Genomic DNA, 21,523 nt, shown 5'->3' with positions numbered 1-21,523 from the left:
TGACCCAATAAATCTCGAGATTATCCAGAATGCATTCAAACACCCAGAACGCCGTAACCCCGGCATCAACTAGTCACACCTTCAGAAGTGACATGGTCAAGAAGCGGGAAGCCGAAAGGATCGAAGCGCAAAAGCGGTTAGCGCCGCCCTTGCCGTCAGACCCAGACGAAGCTGCAGCCATAGCCCTGGCCGCAATCCTGGACCCAGCCGCGACTTTGTTACCGGGTTCAGTTTTCAAGGAAATGGCGCGACGTAATGCCGAAATCGAGGGCGCGCCGGAAGCCGAAATCAAAGCCACGTTAGCCCGTCAAATTTGTTTGCTCGAAGCGACGGCAACGCGCCTATTCCAGAAATCAACCACGGCCTCGACCGTGGCGGCATCAAACGAGTTCATCAAGGTGGGCTTGGCAACGCAGAGAGTGCTAATCCAAGCCCTTGGCGCTGTCCATGCAATGCAACCGCAAAAGCCAGTAACTCACACCATTGGTGGAAATCATGGCGTGGTCTGAGGCGATGCGGCTCCGTTATGCCGAGAAGATGCGAGCCTGGAACTTGGAGAACAAGCCATGGGAGCGCGTGAAAAACCCCGGGCCGAAGACCCCAGCCGGCAAAGCTGCCGTGTCTCGGAATGCGTTGAAGGATGGGGCGCGGTGTCGAGACACGTCTTTGGTCGAGTGGTTGGATAGTGTGAAGCGGTTGATGGGGTGACAAGTCAATTCACGCTCATAACCAATCTAACGAAACTACTTTGAACTTCCCCAATAAATGCCGAAGCTGCCGAGTGTTCAAGCGCCCAAAAAACAGCTTGTTTTGTATTTTGAAAATTAGAGATTCAGCGCTCTTTGTTTAATTACTTCTGCGAAGCTTGTTTTTTCAACTTCGGCAATATAGCCTTCGTATATAAACTGATCGCCTGATACCAAAAAACTTGAAACATACGAAAAGTCGTCTTCGGCAATCCAATTGTTATCACTTAGTATTTCAAGATGGTTAGCTATATTTTTTCCAAGCTCAGCCCTCAAGCGCCTACCCATGCCGTATAGTGGCTCTTGCTGACACTCTTTCAAAGCCATGCTGAAATATTTTTGACTAAACTCCCTATATTTAGCTGGCCATTTGCAACACATTCTAAAAACCCTAGCACCTGTTTGCATTGCCTCTGGCAAACCCCGTTGAGCTAGTTCTGCCAACCTCTCACTTAAATGCCATGCCTCTTCATGTGTAAGCGATGCGCTCCACGGAACATTAAGTTGTTCAAGTTCATTAAGCAAATCTGATCTTGATGCTACACCTTCGTTTGCGCCTATCTCTAAACCTAGAACCTGTTCAATTATTTTTTTTGCATTATTTGTAGTCAATTCAAAAAACTCTCGATTCTGGGTTGCTCTACACCCTATTTCTTCAAGATGTTTATGAATAAGTGACTCAGCCAGCACCGAATCTTCAACTGGTAAAAAATATTCCAAAACAAAAGGCGTTGGCACGCCAGTCGTACTAAGTTCTTTGGCTCGATCTATAGGTGATCTATCAGTTCGCCCAATCTTCAAAAGACCGGGCATTGAGTTGTTGGAAAGAACATAGATGTAACTAACACGCATGATATGCATCCAATTTATTAAATACCCTGTGCCTTGCAGCCTTGCAAGAATTCATTGTGTTTTTCGGCTTAGTGAAAAAACTCAATTCCATCACGCACTAGATTCCGTGTTGTCAACGTTAACCCATTCAAACAAAGGGAGCGTTTAGGCAACGATACCACCCACAATAGGGAGGGATTGTCTGAATAAGTGCTACACAGAAAACCAGGGCTTTGTCGAATCAATGATTTACACCAAGCGGCGGCAAGAAATTCAGACTTGTTCAGATAATCCCTAAATAGCATTAGCCGGATAGAGTCTGTATCTTGCTGGAGCCTCCTTACATGCTAGTGAGAGCTTAATCGACTCAATCCCCAAAAAATGATCATTGTTTATAAAAGTCGATTCGGTTTCAATAAGCTCCCCAGCCTCATTGTAAGCTGAAAGAACTATCTTAAATGCGCGCTCAAGAAGCCCATCAACCGCTATCACATCAAAATTAACTTCAACCAAGTAATCAAAAAAAACATCTTCTTTAAATCTTTTTGATCTCGTAGCCTTAATGCTTTCAAAACGAACACCTAAACGCTCTTCTATAATATCAAGCCTTTCGATAAGCGGCTTTATATCAAGCGGTAGTGTGCTTTGGCTGGGGTCCGCACCATGAGACAACAAGAATTCGATAATTTTTTTGTTGCCTGAAGTAGTTGCATGTGCCAATGGAGCATTTCCATTTCCATCAAGCAAATTCACTGGTGCACCTTGCGAAACAAGCCATTTGACAATCTCATAGCGCTCACCTTGACACGCTAAATGCAAAGCGCTCACCCCATCAGCCTTACGAACATCAGTTAAAACACCGGGAGATTTTAATATGGCTTTTTTCTGAGAGTCATTGAAATCATTGAACTTGAGAATCATAGTAATCAAATCTTCGATTGTCAAAGCCAGCCCATAATCCAACAATAGATCAATAGTTTCCTCATCCTCAACTTGGGTTGCCAAGCCAAATTCACCATCACCTGAAACGATTTTTCCGTTCGGATTTGCCCCAGCTACAAGTAGAAATTTCGCCGTTGAAAGATTTTCAGTAACTATTGCCCAGTACAATAATGGAAGGATAGCAGTATCTCCCGGAAAACTTGTTTGCAGGTTAGCATTACCTGTAACAGTCACCAATCTTTCAAATACATTAAACGACTTACAACTCAACGCATATAAAAAAGGGCAAATGAGCTTATTTACATCAATATCATCTTCATTGAAAGAAGAGTTTGCTATATCGCCCTCAAGAAACCTGACAGTAAGAGGGGTCGAAAAAAACCTTTCAACAAGCTCATCAATACCTTTGACGTTATCTGCAGCACAAAAATAGCCCATGCTATCTGAAATAATCTTCCAGTCTTTTGGATAATATTTTTGAAATTCAAGAAACAAACTCATAGTCAAAATCCAGAATTATAGGGATTAAAAGTATATTCACTGCATTCCCAGACCCATTGCCTGCATTGCCTAACAAACTTTAAAACTCGCGAGGGATCATGAATAAACTGAATATGAACCCCTTCATTTGAATCACGTAATGTCAAGGCAATAACATAGGCCTCACCACACTCCCTAGCTACAGTTTCCTCATTGGTAGTGATGATGAAGGGCTGGCCTGCGTAGTCTAGTAATTTAACTTCGATGTAATACTTCCGGCCTTCCTTTTCGACATAGAGGTCGTACCCAAGATTTTGGCGGCTTCTATCTTCCACGTGGTAACCATGCTCAGTCAGCATCAATGCAACGTACTGTTCTGCACCTCGCCAAGCTGGCAGGCTTCGACTGGTAATGATTGAGGCCGCAGACCTATTAGTTGCCTGTCGCGATGGATTTTCAGCCAGTGGGTCAAAGTCTTGTGTATTGTTTCCCTCCCCGAAATCAACCGCATCAGGTCGTTCTGGTGTTGAATTAGCTGCCGATTCCTGTATTGGCGTTACGGCCTCAGGTAATACACTTGCAACATCTTCAGCGCTTACCCCAGCCGACTTAAGCATTCGACCTAGCTCATTATTTTTTATGCCATTGGTTTCTATCGCCTCCAATAACGCCTTATGAAGTTTGGTTTGCTTGCTCGCCAATACTGACAAGCTGACCGGCGACACTGAGTCCGCGCCTAACCACAAAGGTTTTTCTATTAACTGACGAAGGCTAATTCCAGCACCAACATTGCGAACACAGTAGGCGAGTAATTCCGCACAGCCTTGAGGACTGAGCGCAATTGACTCCGCAGCTGAAACCACCGCTTCTGCGGCTAGTGTTTTTACGCCAAGGTAGCGCATGAAGCCCAGCTGTCCTTCTGGCTGATTTGCTGGCAGTGTTAGGATTTTTTGCTTTTGTAAATCAGCAAGTTTTTGGGCATCGGGTGCGTTCAACCAGCTTGGGGCTAGGGTGATTTTCTCTTTCAGGTGCCCAAGCTTTTTCTTTACTCGCGTGATCAGTTCAGTTCGAAAAGATCGTTTCTGCAGGGCAAGTGTGGCGAGGTCGGCAGTTGGCGTCAAACAGGCCAGTAAGCTTGGATCGATATCAGACGACAACGTAACTTCACAAATTTTGTCGGCGATAGCTTGAGCAGCATCTTCAATACAGGCAAGTGTGGTGTCGTCAAAAATGATTCGGGTTCGTGATGGATCGGTGCTGAAATCTGCGTTAATGCGCACCCCAAATCCAGTGCTTTCAAGAGTTGGCAGAAATGCATGCGCGATTGCTGAAGTTGCATTGAGTGGCACCGGCTTATCATCCAAAAGGGAGAAAGCGAGGTCGCACTGACCAACACGCTCAACCCGCCACGATGACCTTCGATCAGGACCAGCTATGGTGACTTCACGTGTGGTTGTATCAAAGTGCTTTCGGCTGCACTGGTAAAGGCGCTGCTCACCAGCGACCAGAACAGCCTCTTCGATGTGACGAAGAAACAGAAGGTAGTCGCTGTCGAATTGCTCAAATTCGTCTTGAACCCGATCGGCATCTAACCCACCGAGCACAAAAATGGTCGAGTACCCAGCCTGCTCAAGTTGCCGAACCACATCAAGGACAGAGTCGCCGGAGTTGAGCGCAAGAGGATGGGGAATCCTGATCAGCGGGGTAGGTGCTTGGCTCGACAAACAACTTTGTGTAAGGGCTCGTGAAAAGCTGGCACGCAATTCGCCGCTGAATAAATGCACGCTGGTCGCGACACCCACAACTGACTTAAAACCGATCCCCCGGTAACCGATAGTCTGGCCACGCTGTTTGGCTGAAGAAGCACTTCGACAAAGGCTGTAGAAGTCGCCACGAGAAAAACCAAGCCCGTCGTTGGCACATACCAACCACTCGCCATGACGAGTTACGAGAAACCGACTTGCCTTGGCGTCGTCAGCATTTTGCAAAAGTTCGATAAAAGAGCGAGCAGAGTAAGTTTCTGCGATGTAGCGTTCGAGATTTGCGAGATCAGCCAGCAAGCCAGGGGAGCGCATCGCTTCCCCGAGAAGTTCCTCACGTACTGACGAGAGGATGCTTAATTGATTCTGAGGCATGGCATGCAAGGGTTTCGCTCGTTTGAACTGTCATCGAAGCTCAGAGGGCCGCTTGTAACTCAACCGGGCGCAGCCTCTGGCGTTATGGTCGAGCCTGACAGCTTGAACTTGCAGAACCCCACCGTAGGAGGTCAGCATAAAGCCCATTTGTCATCCTGTCCATCGAACAACAGCCCAACTCAAGGGGTTGTTCTACTTGCTCAGCTTGAGGACGTGACAAGGGCGAGGGGCTAGCGTTTCGAACGTGACCCCGTGGGGTGGCATTTTTCGAACGTGACCCGTGGGGTTGCAGGCAAGCTGGCGGGGTGCGATTTGAAATCTAGCCCCTGAGACTTTGGGAACTGCAGGCCGGGCGACCCCATATCGAAACCCAAAAGTTTGAAAACATGCGCCGCGTTTTATATGGCCCTGGCTATTGAGTTGTGTTGCGGTGATAGTAAAAGTCTATCTCGTCTCAACAAGCCCGAAATAAATACCATAAGCCCGAACTGTGTCAAGACTTGCCCCCAATGAGATAATCAGGGCTGGCGTTATACAGGTGGATTGCACCAGTAGAGCGCTTGTTACCGGGGTAGTGGCTGGGAAATGTTCTGACACCCGCTGCCACCCTAGTGACACCCGCAACCCTTAAAACAGGGTGGCAGAAGTAGTAAAGCCCTGACGTGGTGCCAGGGCTTTAAGTGACTAACTACTTGGTTTTAATGCAGATTTTTTGGTGGGTGCTGACGGGGTCGAACCGCCGACATTCGCCTTGTAAGGGCGACGCTCTACCAACTGAGCTAAGCACCCGAAAGCGCTAGTTTACTGCATCCTTGAGCGCTTTACCAGCCCGGAACTTGGGAACCTTTGCAGATTTGATCTTGATGGTCGCCCCCGTGCGGGGGTTGCGACCACTGCGGGCGGCACGCTCGCCGATATAGAAACTACCAAAGCCCACCAAGGTCAGCATTTCACCTTCCTGGAGCGCCTGGGTCACGGCTGCGACGGTTGCATCCAGCGCACGACCTGCCGCCGCTTTGGAAATATCGGCTTCTGCAGCAATTGCGTCGATCAGTTCGGATTTATTCACTTCCCCCCCCCCTCTTCGTTATCAATGAAAAACGGTCTGGATCGCGGTACGGGGGTTTATATCCGCCCCAAAAGCCTTGTGTCAAGCGGACTTTCGGGGCGTTGCAGAGGTTGCTGCACAAGCGGTTGCTACACCAGCGTTTCCCAGGAAAATCGAAACCCGGCAATCAATGGGTGACCACCCCGCTGATTTCAGTTCCCGCATCCGCCAAGGGAGCAATGCCAACCTGAGCTTCTTCCGGCAAAGGCTGGGGATTACGCTCCAGGGCGCGCTCCAGTACCTGGTCGATCCACTTGACCGGCACGATCTCGATCTTGTTCTTGATATTGTCAGGAATTTCAACCAGATCCTTGACATTCTCAGCAGGGATCAGGGCTGTCTTGAGGCCGCCACGCACGGCAGCCAGCAGTTTTTCCTTGAGCCCGCCGATGGCCAGCACCTCGCCCCGCAGGGTGATTTCGCCAGTCATGCAGACCTCGCAACGCACCGGAATACCGGTGAACGCCGACACCAGCGCCGTGGTCATGGCGATCCCGGCGGAAGGGCCGTCCTTGGGGGTTGCGCCTTCCGGCACGTGAATATGAATATCCTGCTTTTCGAACACGTCATCCTTGATCCCCAGGCGCCGGGCTCTGGCCCGGACCACGGAGCGGGCGGCTTCGACCGATTCCTTCATCACATCGCCCAGGGAGCCCGTACGCAGGATGGCGCCCTTGCCAGGCATGACGGCGCATTCGATGGTCAGCAGTTCGCCCCCCACCTCGGTCCAGGCCAGGCCGGTCACCTGACCCACCTGGTTTTCCTTTTCGGCCACGCCGAAGCTGTAGCGGCGTACGCCCAGGAATTTTTCCAGGTTCTTGGCATTCACCACCACCTTGCCTTCACGCTTCCTGAGCAGCAGCATCTTGATGACCTTGCGACAGATCTTGGAAATTTCCCGATCCAGGCTGCGCACCCCGGCTTCGCGAGTGTAGTAACGGACGATATCCAGGATGGCGCTTTCACTCACGCTCAGCTCGGTCGCCTTGAGGCCATTGTTTTTCAACTGCTTGGGCAGCAGGTAACGCATGGCGATATTCACCTTTTCGTCCTCGGTGTAACCGGAAAGACGAATGACCTCCATCCGGTCCAGCAGGGCGGCAGGGATGTTCAGGGTGTTGGCGGTAGCCACGAACATCACGTCGGAAAGATCGAAATCCACTTCCACGTAATGGTCCTGGAAGGTGTGATTTTGTTCCGGGTCCAATACTTCCAGCAGGGCGGAAGAAGGATCGCCACGGAAATCCTGGCCGAGTTTGTCCACCTCGTCCAGCAAGAACAGGGGGTTGCGCACACCGCACTTGGAGAGGCTCTGGAGAATTTTTCCGGGCATGGAACCGATATAGGTGCGGCGGTGACCGCGAATCTCGGCTTCATCGCGCACCCCACCCAGGGCCATACGCACGAACTTGCGATTGGTGGCCTTGGCGATGGACTGGCCCAGGGAGGTCTTGCCAACGCCCGGAGGCCCCACGAGGCAAAGGATCGGGGCCTTGACCTTGTCCACTCGCTGCTGCACGGCGAGATACTCGATGATGCGTTCCTTGACCTTGTCGAGGCCGTAATGATCGGCATCCAGCACCTTTTCGGCAGCGCCCAGGTCCTTGCTGATGCGGGTCTTCTTGCGCCAGGGCAGCCCGATCAGGGTCTCGATGTAATTGCGCACCACCGTGGCTTCGGCGGACATGGGGGACATCAGCCTCAATTTCTTCAGCTCGCTCTGGGCCTTGGCCAGGGCCTCCTTGCTCATGCCGGCGGCCTGGATCTTCTTGTCCAGCTCCTCCAGGTCGGCGCCCTCTTCGCCTTCGCCCAGTTCCTTCTGGATCGCCTTGACCTGCTCGTTCAGGTAGTACTCGCGCTGGCTCTTTTCCATCTGGCGCTTGACGCGGCCACGGATGCGCTTTTCCACCTGCAGGATGTCGATTTCCGATTCGAGCTGAGACAGCAGCCGCTCGATACGCTCGTGCGCCGTATCCATTTCCAGGATTTCCTGCTTCTGCTCCAGCTTCAATGGCAGATGAGCGGCAATGGTGTCGGCCAGACGACCCGCATCTTCGATCCCGGCGATGGAAGTGAGGATTTCCGGCGGAATCTTTTTGTTCAATTTCACGAACTGGTCGAACTGAGCCACCACAGCGCGGCGCATGGCCTCCAGCTCATGATCCCCGTCAGCACCCGGCGCCAGCAAACGGGCGCGGGCGACAAAATGGGTTTCCTGGAGCTCGACGGTATCGATACGGACCCGCTGCACACCTTCCACCAGCACCTTGACGGTGCCATCAGGCAGCTTCAGCATCTGCAGCACATTGGCCAGACAGCCGATCTGGTACAGGTCTTCAGGCCCCGGCTCATCCTTGGTGGCGGATTTCTGGGCCACCAGCAGGATGGAGCGATCTCCCTCCATGGCCAGTTCCAGGGCCTTGATCGACTTGGGGCGCCCCACGAAAAGCGGGATCACCATGTGGGGAAATACCACTACATCGCGCAGGGGCAGGAGGGGAAGCTCGACCGATTCGGGAAGCGTGGAGGGACTAATCAACATGAGAATGCCTTGAAAGGAGATCTGCCTTCATAAGTGAGGGCTGAATTGGGAATTTCAAGGCACCCGGCTCAGTTGGAGCCGGACACCTTGGGCTGTTCGGTATAAATCAGCAGGGGCTTGGCATCGCTGGTGACCATATTTTCATCAATCACCACCTTGGAGACCTCTTCCATCCCGGGAAGTTCGTACATGGTGTCGAGCAATACGGATTCCAGGATGGAGCGCAGTCCCCGGGCACCGGTCTTGCGCTCCAGTGCCTTCCTGGCGATGGCCGTCAGCGCCGAGGGGCGGATCTCCAGCTCCACGCCCTCCATGGAGAACAGTTTCTGATACTGCTTGATCAGCGCATTCCTGGGCTCGATCAGGATTTTGATCAGTGCCGCCTCGTCCAGTTCCTGCAGGGTGGCCACCACGGGCAGCCGGCCGATCAGTTCGGGAATCAGACCAAACTTGATCAGGTCTTCGGGCTCCACGTCCTTCAGCATTTGCCCGGTGGACTTACCCTCCGCCTTGCTTTTCATGGTGGCGCCAAAACCGATGCCGCCCTTCTCGGAGCGGGCCTGGATGATCTTGGCGAGCCCATCGAAAGCACCGCCGCAAATGAACAGGATGTTGGTGGTGTCAACCTGGACAAAGTCCTGGTTGGGATGCTTGCGCCCACCTTGAGGCGGAATCGAGGCAACGGTGCCTTCGATCAGCTTCAAGAGGGCCTGCTGCACGCCTTCACCCGACACGTCACGGGTAATGGAGGGATTCTCGGAACGGCGGGAAATCTTGTCGATTTCGTCGATATAGACGATGCCCTGCTGGGCCTTCTCGATGTCGTAATCACACTTTTGCAGCAGCTTCTGGATGATGTTTTCCACATCCTCACCCACATAACCGGCTTCGGTCAGGGTGGTGGCATCTGCCATGACAAAGGGCACATTCAGCATGCGCGCCAGGGTCTGGGCCAGCAGCGTCTTGCCGGAACCGGTGGGACCGACCAGCAGGATGTTGCTCTTGGTCAGTTCCACGTCATCGGCATGCTTGTCCTTGTGACGCAAACGCTTGTAATGGTTGTACACCGCCACGGCCAGGATGCGCTTGGCCTGTTCCTGACCAATCACATACTGGTCGAGGATGGCGGAGATTTCCCGAGGCACGGGCAGATCGGACATTTCGCGTTTGCCCTCATCGGCGGGCAATTCGTCGCGGATGATGTCGTTGCAAAGCTCGATACACTCGTCGCAAATGAACACGGAAGGACCGGCAATGAGCTTTTTCACCTCATGCTGGCTCTTGCCACAGAATGAGCAATAGAGCAGTTTCTCGTTGCCGCCTTTTTTTTCCGCCATCTTCAAATCTCCAAAGCGTTATTTCAATTCAAGGCTCAAGCCGCGTCGCGACGGCTCAGGACCTTGTCGATCAAGCCATATTCCATGGCCTCCTGAGCTGACAGGAAGTTGTCCCGATCCGTATCCTTCTCGATCCGCTCGATGGGCTGGCCAGTATGCTCGGACATGATCCGGTTCAACTTGTCGCGGATGGAAAGGATTTCCTTGGCATGAATGGCGATATCCGATGCCTGACCCTGGAAACCGCCCAGAGGCTGATGGATCATCACGCGGGAATTGGGCAGGGCGAAACGTTTGCCCTTGGCGCCCGCCGTCAGCAGGAAGGCGCCCATCGAGGCGGCCTGACCCATGCACAAGGTCGACACATCCGGCTTGATGAATTGCATGGTGTCATAGATGGACATGCCGGCGGTGACCGAGCCCCCGGGGGAATTGATGTAGAAGAAGATGTCTTTTTCAGGATTTTCCGCTTCCAGGAACAGCAACTGGGCCACCACCAGATTGGCGGAGGCATCATTCACCGGCCCTACCAGGAAGATCACCCGCTCCTTGAGCAGGCGGGAATAGATGTCGTAGGCACGCTCACCCCGACCACTTTGCTCCACCACCATGGGCACCAGACCCAATGATTGGGGATCCCAGCCGCTTTCATGTTCCATATTCACCTCGGTCCTTGAGTGGCTTGCAATATTCTCCGTGCTGAGCCCGGAGACATCCACAAATCACAGATACTACCGAGCCCGAAGGCTCTTGAGCAACAACTCTTGAGTCAACAACTGCCGCGCATGGGCCGCAGGGCAGTTGTCGGTTTCATGACAAATTCGATCAGGCCTTCTGGCCCATCAGCTCGTCGAAGGCAATGGCAGTATCCGTCACCTTGACCTTGGAAAGCACCCACTCCACCACATTATTCTCGATGGCGATGGCTTCCACTTCGGCCAGACGCTGGGGTTGAGCGTAATACCAGCCCACAACAGCCTCAGGATGTTCGTAAGTCTGGGCGGCCTCTTCCACCATGGCCCTGACCTGTTCGGGCCTGGCCTGCAACTGCTCGGTCCTGACCAGTTCAGCAAGAATCAGGCCCAGGGTGACACGGCGCCTGGCCTGATCGGCAAACCACTCGGGCTGGATGGAGAATTCCTTGGCCTTCATGCCACGCTGTTCCATGTCCTGACGGGCATTCTCGATCAGACGCTGAACTTCCATTTCCACCAGGGCGTTAGGCACGGGAATGGGGTTGGCGGCCAGCAGCACATCCATCGCCTGTTCCTTGAGACGGGCCTCGATGCGCTTTTTCACTTCCCGCTTCAGGTTGCTTTCGATCTCGGCGCGCATCTTGGCGATGTCGCCATCTTCGATGCCCAGGGTCCGGGCGAAATCGGCATCGATTTCGGGCAGGATGGGGGCCATCACCTGCTTGGCGGTGACCTCGAACTGCACGGTCTGGCCGGCCAGATCCTTGGCGAAATAATCGGCAGGGAAGGTCATCTCGAAGGTCTTCGACTCGCCGGCCTGCATGCCTTCCACGGCGGCCTCGAACTCGGGCAGCATCATGCCTTGACCCAGCACGAAGGGATAATCACTGGCCTGGCCGCCCTGGAACGGCTCGCCATCCTTCTTGCCCACGAAGTCGATCACGACCCGGTCCTCCTTGGCGGCGCCACGCTCGGTAGCGGCGTAACGGACGCGCTGTTTGCGCAGGATATCCAGGGTCTTGTCCACTTCGGCAGCCGTCACTTCCAGGGTGGGACGCTCCACGGTGAAAGTCGACAGATCCCCAAGGGTGAACTCGGGATACACCTCGCACACAGCCTGGAATTCCAGGTGGGTGGTGCTGTCGGTGGGCTTGGGTTCGATGCGGGGATAGCCGGCCACCCGCAGGTTCTGGGCCATGACGGCCTGGCCGAAAGCGACTTCGAGGGCTTCATTCAGGGCTTCATGATGGGCTTCTGCACCATACTGTTGCTTCACCATGGCAAAAGGCACCTTGCCGGGGCGGAAGCCGGGCATCTTGAGGTTCTTGCCCATGCGCTTCAAGCGCTGCTCAACGGCGCTTTGCAAGGTCTGAAGCGCGACGGAGAGATCCAGGCGGCGTTCCAGGGGATTGGTCTTTTCGGGGGTGGTTTCCATGAAGTTTCCTCAGAAGCGACACGCCAGCCCGGACAAGGATCCGGCCTGGCGGCGTTAAAAATAATGCTGCAAATTGTAGTGAGCGTGATCATCGGTGGTGCGCGAGGAGGGACTCGAACCCTCACACCTTGCGGCGCTGGAACCTAAATCCAGTGCGTCTACCCATTCCGCCACCCGCGCTGAAGCCCGCCATTCTAACCGAGAACTCCGTATACTGTCAGGCCCGCCGAAGCGCTTCGGGCCGTACCCTCCATCCCTGCCATGCCGGTCGATCATTACGAGAATTTCCCCGTCGCCTCCCTGCTTCTCCCCAAGGCCCTGCGACAACCCATCGAAGTCATCTACCACTTCGCCCGCTCCGCCGACGACCTTGCCGACGAAGGCGATGCCCCGCCCTCCGAGCGCCTCCAGGGCCTGAAAGCGTACCAGCAAGCCCTGGACCGGATCGAAGCCGGCACCCCTACGGACACTCCCTTGTTCCAGCGCCTGGCCCAGGTCATCCAGACGCACCAGCTGCCCATACAACTCTTTCGCGATCTGCTCGACGCCTTTGCCCAGGACGTGGTCAAAACCCGCTACACAGACTACCCGGAGCTGCTCGATTACTGCCGCCGCTCCGCCAACCCGGTGGGCCGGCTGCTGCTGCACCTGTGCAACCGCACCGCCGCCGAGCAACTGCATCAATCCGACTGCATCTGCTCGGCCCTGCAACTGATCAACTTCTGGCAGGACGTGGCCATCGACTGGCAGAAACACCGTATTTACATCCCCCAGAACGACATGGCCAACTTCGGCATTGACGAAGGCGATATTGCCGCCGGCCATCGCTCCCCGGCCTGGTGCAAGCTGATGGGCTTTCAGATCGAGCGTACCCGGGCCCTGATGCGGACAGGCGCGCCCCTGGTGCAACACCTGCCCGGCCGCCTGGGCTGGGAAATCCGTTTGACCATCCAGGGAGGACTGCGCATCCTGGATCGCATCGAAGCCGTCAATTACGACGTCTTCTTGCACCGTCCCAGGCTGGGTCTTCCGGACTGGCTGGCCATCGCCTGCCGTTCCCTTACAATGTGACGCCCGAGAACCCGCAAACGCCCATGACTCCCGACGAATACTGCCAGCAAAGGGCAGCCGCCAGCGGCTCCAGCTTCTACTACAGCTTCCTGTTTTTGCCCCCCGAGCGCCGCAAGGCCATCATGGCCCTCTATGCTTTCTGCCGGGAAGTGGATGATGTGGTCGACGAATGTGAAGACCCGGCCCTGGCCGCCACCAAGCTGGCCTGGTGGCGCCAGGAGGTGGACCGCCTGGCCGACGGACAACCTCAGCATCCGGTCTGCCAGGCCCTGCAGGCCGCCGGCAAGCAGTTCAACCTGCCCCGGGAACAGTTGCTGGAAATCATCGACGGCATGGAAATGGACCTGCAGCAGTCCCGCTACCTGGACTTCAAGGGGCTCTCCTTGTACTGCTACCGGGTCGCCAGCGTGGTCGGCCTGCTTGCCGCCGAAATTTTCGGAATCAAGGATCGCCAGACCCTCAAGTACGCCCACGACCTGGGCATGGCCTTCCAGCTCACCAACATCATCCGGGATATCGGCGAAGATGCCCGCCGGGGCCGCATCTACATCCCCATGGACGAACTGAAACAGTTCAACGTGCCCGCCGCCGACATCCTCAACGGCCGCTACTCGGACAATTTCACCGCCCTGATGCAGTTCCAGATGGCGCGTGCCGGGCGTTATTACGACCAGGCCCTGGCCCAGTTGCCCGCCATCGACAGGAAGTCCCAGCGCCCCGGCCTGATCATGGCCGCCATCTATCGCACCTTGCTCCGGGAAATCGAGGCCGAAAACTTTCAGGTACTGCACCAGCGCATCGCCCTGACCCCGGTGCGCAAGCTCTGGATTGCCTGGAAGACCTGGGTCTTCGGCTGAGCGGCCAGGATGAATATCGCCGTCATCGGCGGCGGCTGGGCCGGCATCGCCGCCGCCGTGGAACTGGTGGATCGGGGAGCCCGCGTCACCCTCTTTGAAGCGGGCCGCCAGCTGGGCGGACGGGCCCGGCGGGCCCGGATCGACGGATTGGAACTGGACAACGGTCAACACATCCTGCTCGGCGCCTACCGCGACACCCTGGCCCTCATGACCCGGATCGGAGCCGACCCGGAAAAATTGCTCCGGCGCCTGCCCCTGCGGGTGGAAGACAACCGGGGTTTCTGCCTGGCCCTGCCCCAACTGCCGCCCCCCTTCAACCTGGCCTGGGGCCTCCTCACCGCCCGGGGCGTGAGCCTGAGGGAAAAGCTGCGCACCGCCCTGTGGATGCAGGGCCTCAAATGGCGCCAGTTCAAGCTGCCCGCCGACACCAGCGTGGCCGCCTGGCTGGAGGGCGCCGGCCAGACCGGCACCTTGCGCCGCCATCTCTGGGAACCCCTCTGCCTCGCCGCCCTCAACACCCCGGCGGAACAGGCCTCGGCCCAGATCTTCGCCCATGTCCTGCGGGACAGTCTGGGCAGTCCCGCCACCGGAGCCACGGACCTGTTGCTTCCCCGGGGCAGCCTGTCCGAGCTGATTCCCGACCCCGCCAGCCACTGGCTGAGCACCCGGAGCGCCAGACTGAGAACCGGGCACCGTGTAAAACGGATCGAACCCGGAGCGGCGGGCTGGCAGGTGGAGGGAGAAACCTTCGCGAAAGTCATTGTTGCCGTAGCGCCCCAGCATCTGCGCGCCTTGCTGCCCGGACAAGACAAGGTGCCCAACCGCTTCGAGCCCATCGGGACCGTCTACTTCCATTATCCGGCCGGCACTACCTTGCCCTATCCGCTGAGGGCCCTCCAGGGCGGGGTGGGCCAGTGGCTGGTGGACCGGGGCCGGGGAGTGCTGGCCGCCAGCCTCTCAGGCCATGGGCACTGGGAGAACATGGGGGATGAGGCGCTGGCGCTGGCGCTGCATCAAGAAATGCAGCAGCCCGGCCCGCTGCCCCCCTACCGTGTGATCCGCGAACAACGAGCCACCTTTGCCTGCCTCCCCGATCTGCCCCGGCCCGCTTGCCGCACCTCGTACCCGGACCTGTTCCTGGCCGGGGATTACACCTGGGCCGACTACCCGGCCACTCTCGAAGGAGCGGTCAGGAGCGGGATGGCGGCAGCGGCGGCCTGTCTGGAGAAAGCCGCAAGGCGGTAGCCGGCGGGATTCGAGCGGAAAACCCTCAAACCCCGGCCGCCTCGACCAGCCTTCCCCCATGCATGCGCAGCACCCGGCCACAGCGCCGGGCGATGGCTTCATCGTGGGTCACCAGCACCAGGGTCGTGCCCTGCTGGGCGTTGATCTCGAACATCAGGTCGATGATGCGTTCCCCGGTCGCGGCATCCAGATTGCCGGTCGGCTCGTCGGCCAGCACCAGTCGGGGATTCGGGGCAAAAGCACGGGCCAGGGCCACCCGCTGCTGTTCGCCGCCGGAAAGATGCCTGGGGTAATGCTTGAGGCGATGCTCCAGACCCACCCGCTCCAGCCACTGGCGCGCCTGCTCGGCGGCCCCGGTGCGGCCCGCCAGTTCCAGGGGCAGCATCACGTTTTCCAGGGCATTCAAGGCGGGTAACAACAGGAAGGACTGAAACACGAAACCCAGCAGGCGCCCCCGCAACTTAGCCCGCTGGTCCTCATCCAGCTGCCCCAGGTTTTCCCCTGCCAACTGAACCATGCCGGCAGTAGGCAGGTCCAATCCCGCCAGCAGCCCCAGCAAGGTGGACTTGCCGGAACCGGAGGCGCCAACGATGGCCACCGACTCCCCGGCGGTGACCGAGAAGGTAATATCCTGCAAAATGACCAAGGGGATTTCCCCCGCCCCGGTGGCGGGCACCTGCTTGCCCAGCCCTTCCACTTTCACCACGTCCATGTCTGCCATGCGCCACTTTCTGCTGATTGCCATCCTGTCATGGAGTTTTCCAGCCCTGGCGGCCGGAAACATCCTCGTCTTCGGCGATTCCCTTTCTGCCGGCTACGGCATTCCCCTGGAAGCTGCCTGGCCCAGCCTGATGCAGCAAAAGCTCAAGGCCAGCAAGCACGATTATAACGTCGTGAATCAGAGTATCTCGGGCGAAACCACGGCCGGCGGGCGCTCCCGACTGCCCGATGCCCTCGCCCGGCACAAGCCGGCCATCATCATCCTGGCCCTGGGTGCCAATGATGGACTCCGGGGCCTGCCTCTGGAACAGATGCAGAACAACCTGCAAGCCATGATCACCCTGGCCCGGAATGCCGGAGCGCGGGTGGTGCTGGTGGGGATGCGGATGCCTCCCAATTACGGACCCTATGCCGCAAAATTCGAGGACGTGTATGTCCGGCTGGCAAAGGAAAACCAGCTCCCCCTGGTAAAATTCCTGCTCGACGGCATTGCCGACCAGCCTGCCATGTTCCAGGCCGATGGCCTGCACCCCATCGCCGCTGCCCAGCGCCGCATCCTCGACAACATCTGGCCGACCCTCACCCCCTTGCTGCGTTGAATCAGCGCCCCCCTTTGTCCTGACAATCCCGGCAATCCCGCAATCCCGGCAGGCACAAAGGCGCGGCTCATGGCGCAGCAAGCAGGGAGAAAGTCGTGCCGCCGTCATTTTTCCTCCGCAAAGCCTTATCATTGCTGACCCGGCATCGCAGACCCGGCATCGCTGACCCGGCATTGCTGACCCGGGCAATCGACGATCATCCCTTTCTATCCGGCTTCTGTCACGGGTAGTGCGGTAGCGCCGGGATGCCAACATGAATTCGTGGAAATCCACCGCTATTTCCCGCTGGAATTTGTGGTAGATTTGTGCACTGCACAAGAATGATTTACTGAGGCCCAAAGACATGCTGGAACACCACTATCTGACCTCCATGTTTGAACCCAAATCCGTCGCCGTGATCGGCGCTTCGGAGCGGGAAAACTCGGTCGGCAACATCATCTTCAGGAACATCCTGGACTCTGGCTACTCGGGCCGGCTCTACGCCATCAACCCCAAGCATGAGACCATACTCGGCCAGCAATCCTACAAGAGCATCGAGGAAATCGGTGCCCGGGTCGAACTGGCCGTGATCGCCACACGCCCCCAGACAGGACCCATGCTGGTCGAACAGTGCGGCCGCAGCGGCATCAAGAACGTGATCGTGATCAGCTCCGGCTTTGCCGAGGCGGGCCACATCGGCGCCAATCTGGAACGCAAGATGCTGGAAATCGCCCGTTCCTACAATGTGCGCATCCTGGGCCCCAACTGCCTGGGCATCATCCGCCCCGACCTGGGCCTCAATGCCACCTTCGCCAAGATGACGGCCAATGCCGGCAACCTGGCCCTGGTCTCCCAATCCGGCGCCATGTGCGCCGCGGTGCTGGACTGGGCCAAATCCAACCATGTGGGCTTTTCCTCGGTGATCTCCCTGGGCAGCACCGCCGACATCGATTTTGGTGAAATCCTCGACTACCTGATCTACGACAACCGCACCCACTACATCCTCATGTATGTGGAAGGCATCCGTCATGCCCGGCGTTTCATGAGTGCGCTGCGCTCCGCCGCCCGCATCAAACCGATCATCCTCTTGAAGGCGGGCCGCCACGAAGCAGGTTCGATTGCCGCCCAGACCCATTCCGGCATGCTGGCCGTCGCCGATGCAGTATTCGAGGCGGCCGTGCGCCGCTCCGGCGTGGTACGGGTGCAGAACGTCGGCCAACTGTTCTATGCCGCCAAGGCCCTGGCTTCCAAGTTCCGGCCTCTGGGTGACCGGCTGGCGATCATCACCAACGGCGGTGGCCCCGGCGCCATGGCGGCCGATCGGGCCGGCGACCTGGGCATCCCCCTGGCAACGCTGTCCGATGAGACCGTGATCAAACTGAACAAGTGCCTGCCGTCCACCTGGTCACACAGCAACCCCATCGACATCGTCGGCGATGCCACTCCGGAACGCTACCGGGAAGCCATCGTGGCCCTCTCCGAGGACAAGGAAATCGATGCCGTGCTGGTGATGCTCTCGCCTCAGGCCATGACCGACCCCATGGGAGTGGCCAAGGCCATGATCGAAATCCATGAACAAGGCCTAAAGCCCATCCTCTGTTGCTGGATGGGTGAAGAACAGGTGGTCCAATCCCGCAACCTGCTGAAAGATGCGGGCATCCCCGCCTTCCGCATGCCCGAGACGGCAGTGGAACTATTCCACCATATTTCCACCTTCTACAAGAACCAGAAGCTCCTGCTGCAAACCCCGGCGCCGATCCGTCAGCAGGACCGGCCCGAGTTCGAGGGCGCCAAGATGCTCATCGAAGCAGTGCTCTCGGAACGCCGCAAGATCCTCTCCGAGATGGAATCCAAGGCCATCCTGCGTGCCTTCCGGGTACCCGTGGCCCAGACCATGGTCGCCCGTACGCCGACCGAGGCCCTGCTGCTCGCCGAGCAACTGGGCTTCCCGGTGGCCATGAAGGTGGATTCGCTCGACCTGGCGCACAAGTCCGATGCCGGCGGGGTGCGCCTCAACATCACCAACGCCCCTGCGGTGCGCAATGCCTACCACGACATCATCGAGACGGTAAAAAAACGCCAGCCCAACGCCCGCATCAATGGCGTCTCCATCGAACCCTTCCTGGCCCGGCCCCACGGCCGCGAACTGATGCTGGGTGTATTCCGCGACCCGATCTTCGGGCCGGTGATCACCTTTGGTGCCGGCGGCTTCGATGTGGAAGTGTTCAGCGACCGCTCCGTCGCCATGCCCCCGCTGAACCGCTTCCTGGCCCAGGACCTGATCAAGTCCACCCGCGCCTCCAAGCTCCTGGGCCAATTCCACAACATGCCGCCGGTAGACATGGAAGCCCTGGAAGAGGTGCTGCTCTCCATCTCCGAAATGGTTTGCGAACTGCCCTGGATCATGGAAATGGACATCAATCCGCTGATCGTCGATGAAGACGGCGCCATTGCCGTGGATGCCCGCATTGTCATCGACCATGCACCGGCCACGGGTGACCGCTATTCCCACATGGCCATCTACCCCTATCCGGTCCATCTGGTGCAGGAATGGCAGATGAATGACGGCCAGTCCGTCACCATTCGCCCGATCCGCCCCGAGGATGCGGACCTGGAGCAGGATTTCGTCAGGAGCATGTCCGACGAATCCCGCTACTACCGCTTCATGGACACCATCCGGGAACTGACCCCCGCCATGCTGGTACGCTTCACCCAGATCGACTACGACCGGGAAATGGCCCTGATCGCCGTCATCAAAGATGAGGAAAGCGGGAAGGAAACCCAGATCGGCGTGGCCCGTTATGTGGTGAACCCGGACGGGGAATCCGTCGAATTCGCGCTGGCCGTGGGGGATAACTGGCAGAAGTGCGGCATCGGCCGCAAGCTGATGAGTTGCCTGATCGAATGCGCCCGCATGAAGGGCTACCGGGCCGTGGTCGGGGATGTGCTCTCCACCAACACCAAGATGTTCCGCCTCATGACCAGCCTGGGCTTCTCCATCCATCCCCACCCTGACGACACGGCGGTGAAGAAAGTCGTCAAGCCCCTGGCAAACTGAGCTTTCCCAGGGTCGGGTTGCACACTCCAGGCCGGGTGCACTTCAGGCCACGACCGGCCTGGAAAACCACACCCGGCCCCGTTTCATGACAAAGCGGCAAGGTTCGATCAGCCTTGCCGCTTTCATCTGCAAAGTCCCGGGTCTCCGGACCTTATTCGGACCTTATTCGGACCTCAATCCGGGCCTTCCCGGGCCTTATTCGCCGAAGAAATTCACATCATAGGGATAAGGCTTCGGCGCTTCCTTTGACGTCTCAAAACCCTGGCGAAGCTCCGGTTCCTGCTTTTTGTCCCACCACAGACTACGGCCCGCCTGCTGATCGGCGGCCCATTCCGGATGACTTGCCATCATTTCGCGCATCCACCGGGTGTGATCGGATTCGTAATTACTGACGACGATACCCATGATTTTCAGAGTCCCTGAACGAAGATGGCAAGGATTCTAACACGCCGATCCCGCCCTTTGATCCAGGCCTTTCAGTGGAAGACAATCGGCTGGGCCAGCCCATCGCAATAGTCGCCCAGGAAGGCATCGACGGTTTCCTCGTCCCGCTCATCCTCGGGAATGCCGTTGATGGCGTTACGAAAGCGCAGCGCCAAAGGCCCCTGGAGAAAAAGCATGCGCATGGCCTCTTTATCCACCAACTCAAACCCCTGCTGCGCAGGATAGGCCAGAACCGAATAGTGTTCGCTGTTGTAGACCACGTTCATGATGGGGCTCCTCGTAGAAAACGGTTGAAACGATTCTTCACCCTGTAGATGTGATGTCGGCCTCGATTTTCAAGTCTTGAGCACCAAATAGAGGCTCATCAAGGAGGCTCATCAAGGCGCATCACACTTTCCAGTTAAACTACGCACCCTCGAAAACAGCATACCTCATCTCACCCGATGCGCCCTCCCATGGCTGCAATGATCGATTTCAATGGCACCCCGGCTTACCGGCTGACGCTCCCCGATGGCAGCGCAGCCGTCATTGCCAGGAAAGGAGCCCAACTGCTTTCCTGGAACCCCAGAGGCAAAGGCGAACGCATCTACCTGAGCCCCCTCGCCGATCCAGCTCAGGACCGGCCGGTAAGGGGCGGCGTGCCGGTCATCTTTCCCCAGTTTGCCGGAATGGGCCCCCTGCCCCGCCACGGCTTCGCCCGCACGGCCCAGTGGCAACTGGACGACATCCGCCAGGCCCCGGACGGGGCCTACACCAGTGCCACTTTCAGCCTGGAAGATGACGAAACCAGCCGGATGATCTGGCCCCACGCCTTTTGCACCGAACTGACCCTGTGCATCAGCGATAACCGCCTGGACATGGAACTGGAAGTGCGCAACACGGGCAACACGGCCTTTGCCTTTACGGCCGCCCTGCACACCTACCTGAAGGTGCAGGAGCTGGAGGAATGCCACCTCACCGGCCTCTACGGGGCCTCCTACACCGACCGGATCAGTGGCCAACAAGCCTTGGACCGGGCACCGGAACTGACCGTGGAGGATGAAATCGACCGTATCTACCACGCCTTGGGCCGCCCCTTGCTATTGAGCGAAGCGAAACGCGCCCTGGCCATTCACCAGGAAGGCTTTCCCGATGTGGTGATCTGGAACCCCTGGGAACACAAATGCGCGGCCCTGGACGACATGCCGGCCAAGGGCTTTCGCCACATGCTCTGCATCGAGGCCGCCGCCGTGACCCAAGCGGTGGAACTGCCTCCCGGTGCCAACTGGTTCGGGCGCCAGTCCCTGATCTGCCTCTGAA

Annotated in this window: 18 protein-coding genes and 2 tRNA genes; 7 read left to right on the top strand and 13 right to left on the bottom strand. The window is 57.3% G+C overall.

Annotated elements, in window-relative coordinates; translation table 11 throughout:
- Positions 1-92: 92 nt before the first annotated feature.
- On the top strand, positions 93-509 hold the full coding sequence (locus WBH99_RS00810) for a hypothetical protein (RefSeq protein ID WP_424218199.1): 417 nt from the start codon (positions 93-95) through the stop codon (positions 507-509).
- 315 nt (positions 510-824) lie between these two features.
- Here WBH99_RS00810 and WBH99_RS00805 read toward each other — a convergent pair whose 3' ends face one another.
- From WBH99_RS00805 to WBH99_RS00760, 10 genes are all read right to left on the bottom strand, one after another.
- Entirely contained in the window at positions 825-1,598 is a 774-nt protein-coding gene (locus WBH99_RS00805) for a GIY-YIG nuclease family protein (protein WP_424218198.1), read from the bottom strand.
- Between the two features lie 273 nt (positions 1,599-1,871).
- Positions 1,872-3,020, bottom strand: a complete 1,149-nt coding sequence (locus WBH99_RS00800) for an ankyrin repeat domain-containing protein (RefSeq protein ID WP_424218197.1) — start codon at positions 3,018-3,020, stop codon at positions 1,872-1,874.
- A 2-nt stretch (positions 3,021-3,022) separates the two neighbouring features.
- A complete protein-coding gene (locus WBH99_RS00795) occupies positions 3,023-5,059 on the bottom strand; it encodes a DUF3883 domain-containing protein (RefSeq protein WP_424218196.1) in 2,037 nt (678 codons plus the stop codon).
- A gap of 788 nt (positions 5,060-5,847) precedes the next feature.
- Positions 5,848-5,923, bottom strand: a tRNA-Val gene (locus WBH99_RS00790).
- 7 nt (positions 5,924-5,930) lie between these two features.
- On the bottom strand, positions 5,931-6,203 hold the full coding sequence (locus tag WBH99_RS00785; RefSeq protein ID WP_424218195.1) for an HU family DNA-binding protein: 273 nt from the start codon (positions 6,201-6,203) through the stop codon (positions 5,931-5,933).
- A gap of 166 nt (positions 6,204-6,369) precedes the next feature.
- Positions 6,370-8,784: an endopeptidase La gene (gene lon, locus WBH99_RS00780; protein WP_424218194.1), complete on the bottom strand. Its 2,415-nt coding sequence runs from the start codon at positions 8,782-8,784 to the stop codon at positions 6,370-6,372.
- 68 nt (positions 8,785-8,852) lie between these two features.
- A complete protein-coding gene (gene clpX, locus WBH99_RS00775) occupies positions 8,853-10,121 on the bottom strand; it encodes an ATP-dependent Clp protease ATP-binding subunit ClpX (RefSeq protein ID WP_424218193.1) in 1,269 nt (422 codons plus the stop codon).
- Positions 10,122-10,156: 35 nt separating this feature from the next.
- On the bottom strand, positions 10,157-10,780 hold the full coding sequence (clpP, locus tag WBH99_RS00770; protein WP_424218192.1) for an ATP-dependent Clp endopeptidase proteolytic subunit ClpP: 624 nt from the start codon (positions 10,778-10,780) through the stop codon (positions 10,157-10,159).
- Between the two features lie 166 nt (positions 10,781-10,946).
- Positions 10,947-12,251 (bottom strand): trigger factor, encoded by a 1,305-nt coding sequence (gene tig, locus WBH99_RS00765; RefSeq protein WP_424218191.1) that lies wholly within the window; start codon positions 12,249-12,251, stop codon positions 10,947-10,949.
- A gap of 95 nt (positions 12,252-12,346) precedes the next feature.
- Positions 12,347-12,431, bottom strand: a tRNA-Leu gene (locus WBH99_RS00760).
- Between the two features lie 81 nt (positions 12,432-12,512).
- Between WBH99_RS00760 and hpnC the strand changes: the two genes are divergently transcribed.
- The 3 genes from hpnC to hpnE are packed head-to-tail and all read left to right on the top strand — an operon-like array spanning position 12,513 to position 15,424.
- On the top strand, positions 12,513-13,322 hold the full coding sequence (gene hpnC, locus WBH99_RS00755) for a squalene synthase HpnC (protein ID WP_424218190.1): 810 nt from the start codon (positions 12,513-12,515) through the stop codon (positions 13,320-13,322).
- 23 nt (positions 13,323-13,345) lie between these two features.
- A complete protein-coding gene (hpnD, locus tag WBH99_RS00750; RefSeq protein ID WP_424218189.1) occupies positions 13,346-14,179 on the top strand; it encodes a presqualene diphosphate synthase HpnD in 834 nt (277 codons plus the stop codon).
- Positions 14,180-14,188: 9 nt separating this feature from the next.
- Positions 14,189-15,424: a hydroxysqualene dehydroxylase HpnE gene (gene hpnE, locus WBH99_RS00745; RefSeq protein WP_424218188.1), complete on the top strand. Its 1,236-nt coding sequence runs from the start codon at positions 14,189-14,191 to the stop codon at positions 15,422-15,424.
- Positions 15,425-15,449: 25 nt separating this feature from the next.
- On the opposite strand, the gene WBH99_RS00740 is transcribed toward hpnE, so the two are convergent.
- A complete protein-coding gene (locus tag WBH99_RS00740) occupies positions 15,450-16,145 on the bottom strand; it encodes an ABC transporter ATP-binding protein (protein WP_424218187.1) in 696 nt (231 codons plus the stop codon).
- Here WBH99_RS00740 and WBH99_RS00735 point away from each other — a divergent pair.
- Positions 16,144-16,743 (top strand): arylesterase, encoded by a 600-nt coding sequence (locus tag WBH99_RS00735; RefSeq protein WP_424218186.1) that lies wholly within the window; start codon positions 16,144-16,146, stop codon positions 16,741-16,743. The two genes, WBH99_RS00740 and WBH99_RS00735, sit on opposite strands and share 2 nt — an antisense overlap.
- A 343-nt stretch (positions 16,744-17,086) precedes the next feature.
- A complete protein-coding gene (locus WBH99_RS00730; RefSeq protein ID WP_424218185.1) occupies positions 17,087-19,780 on the top strand; it encodes a GNAT family N-acetyltransferase in 2,694 nt (897 codons plus the stop codon).
- Between the two features lie 195 nt (positions 19,781-19,975).
- Here WBH99_RS00730 and WBH99_RS00725 read toward each other — a convergent pair whose 3' ends face one another.
- Both WBH99_RS00725 and WBH99_RS00720 read right to left on the bottom strand, forming a co-directional pair.
- On the bottom strand, positions 19,976-20,185 hold the full coding sequence (locus tag WBH99_RS00725) for a DUF3460 family protein (RefSeq protein ID WP_424218184.1): 210 nt from the start codon (positions 20,183-20,185) through the stop codon (positions 19,976-19,978).
- A gap of 71 nt (positions 20,186-20,256) precedes the next feature.
- The gene (locus WBH99_RS00720; protein ID WP_424218183.1) at positions 20,257-20,490 is read right to left on the bottom strand and encodes a DUF3567 family protein; all 234 of its coding nucleotides are present in this window, start codon (positions 20,488-20,490) and stop codon (positions 20,257-20,259) included.
- Positions 20,491-20,679: 189 nt separating this feature from the next.
- On the opposite strand from WBH99_RS00720, the gene WBH99_RS00715 reads away from it, so the two are divergent.
- A complete protein-coding gene (locus WBH99_RS00715; protein ID WP_424218182.1) occupies positions 20,680-21,522 on the top strand; it encodes a D-hexose-6-phosphate mutarotase in 843 nt (280 codons plus the stop codon).
- Position 21,523: the final 1 nt, after the last annotated feature.

Source organism: Azovibrio sp. (genome assembly GCF_049658005.1).
In the GTDB taxonomy this organism is placed as follows: domain Bacteria; phylum Pseudomonadota; class Gammaproteobacteria; order Burkholderiales; family Rhodocyclaceae; genus Azovibrio.
This window is presented reverse-complemented; position numbering and strand designations above follow the sequence as displayed.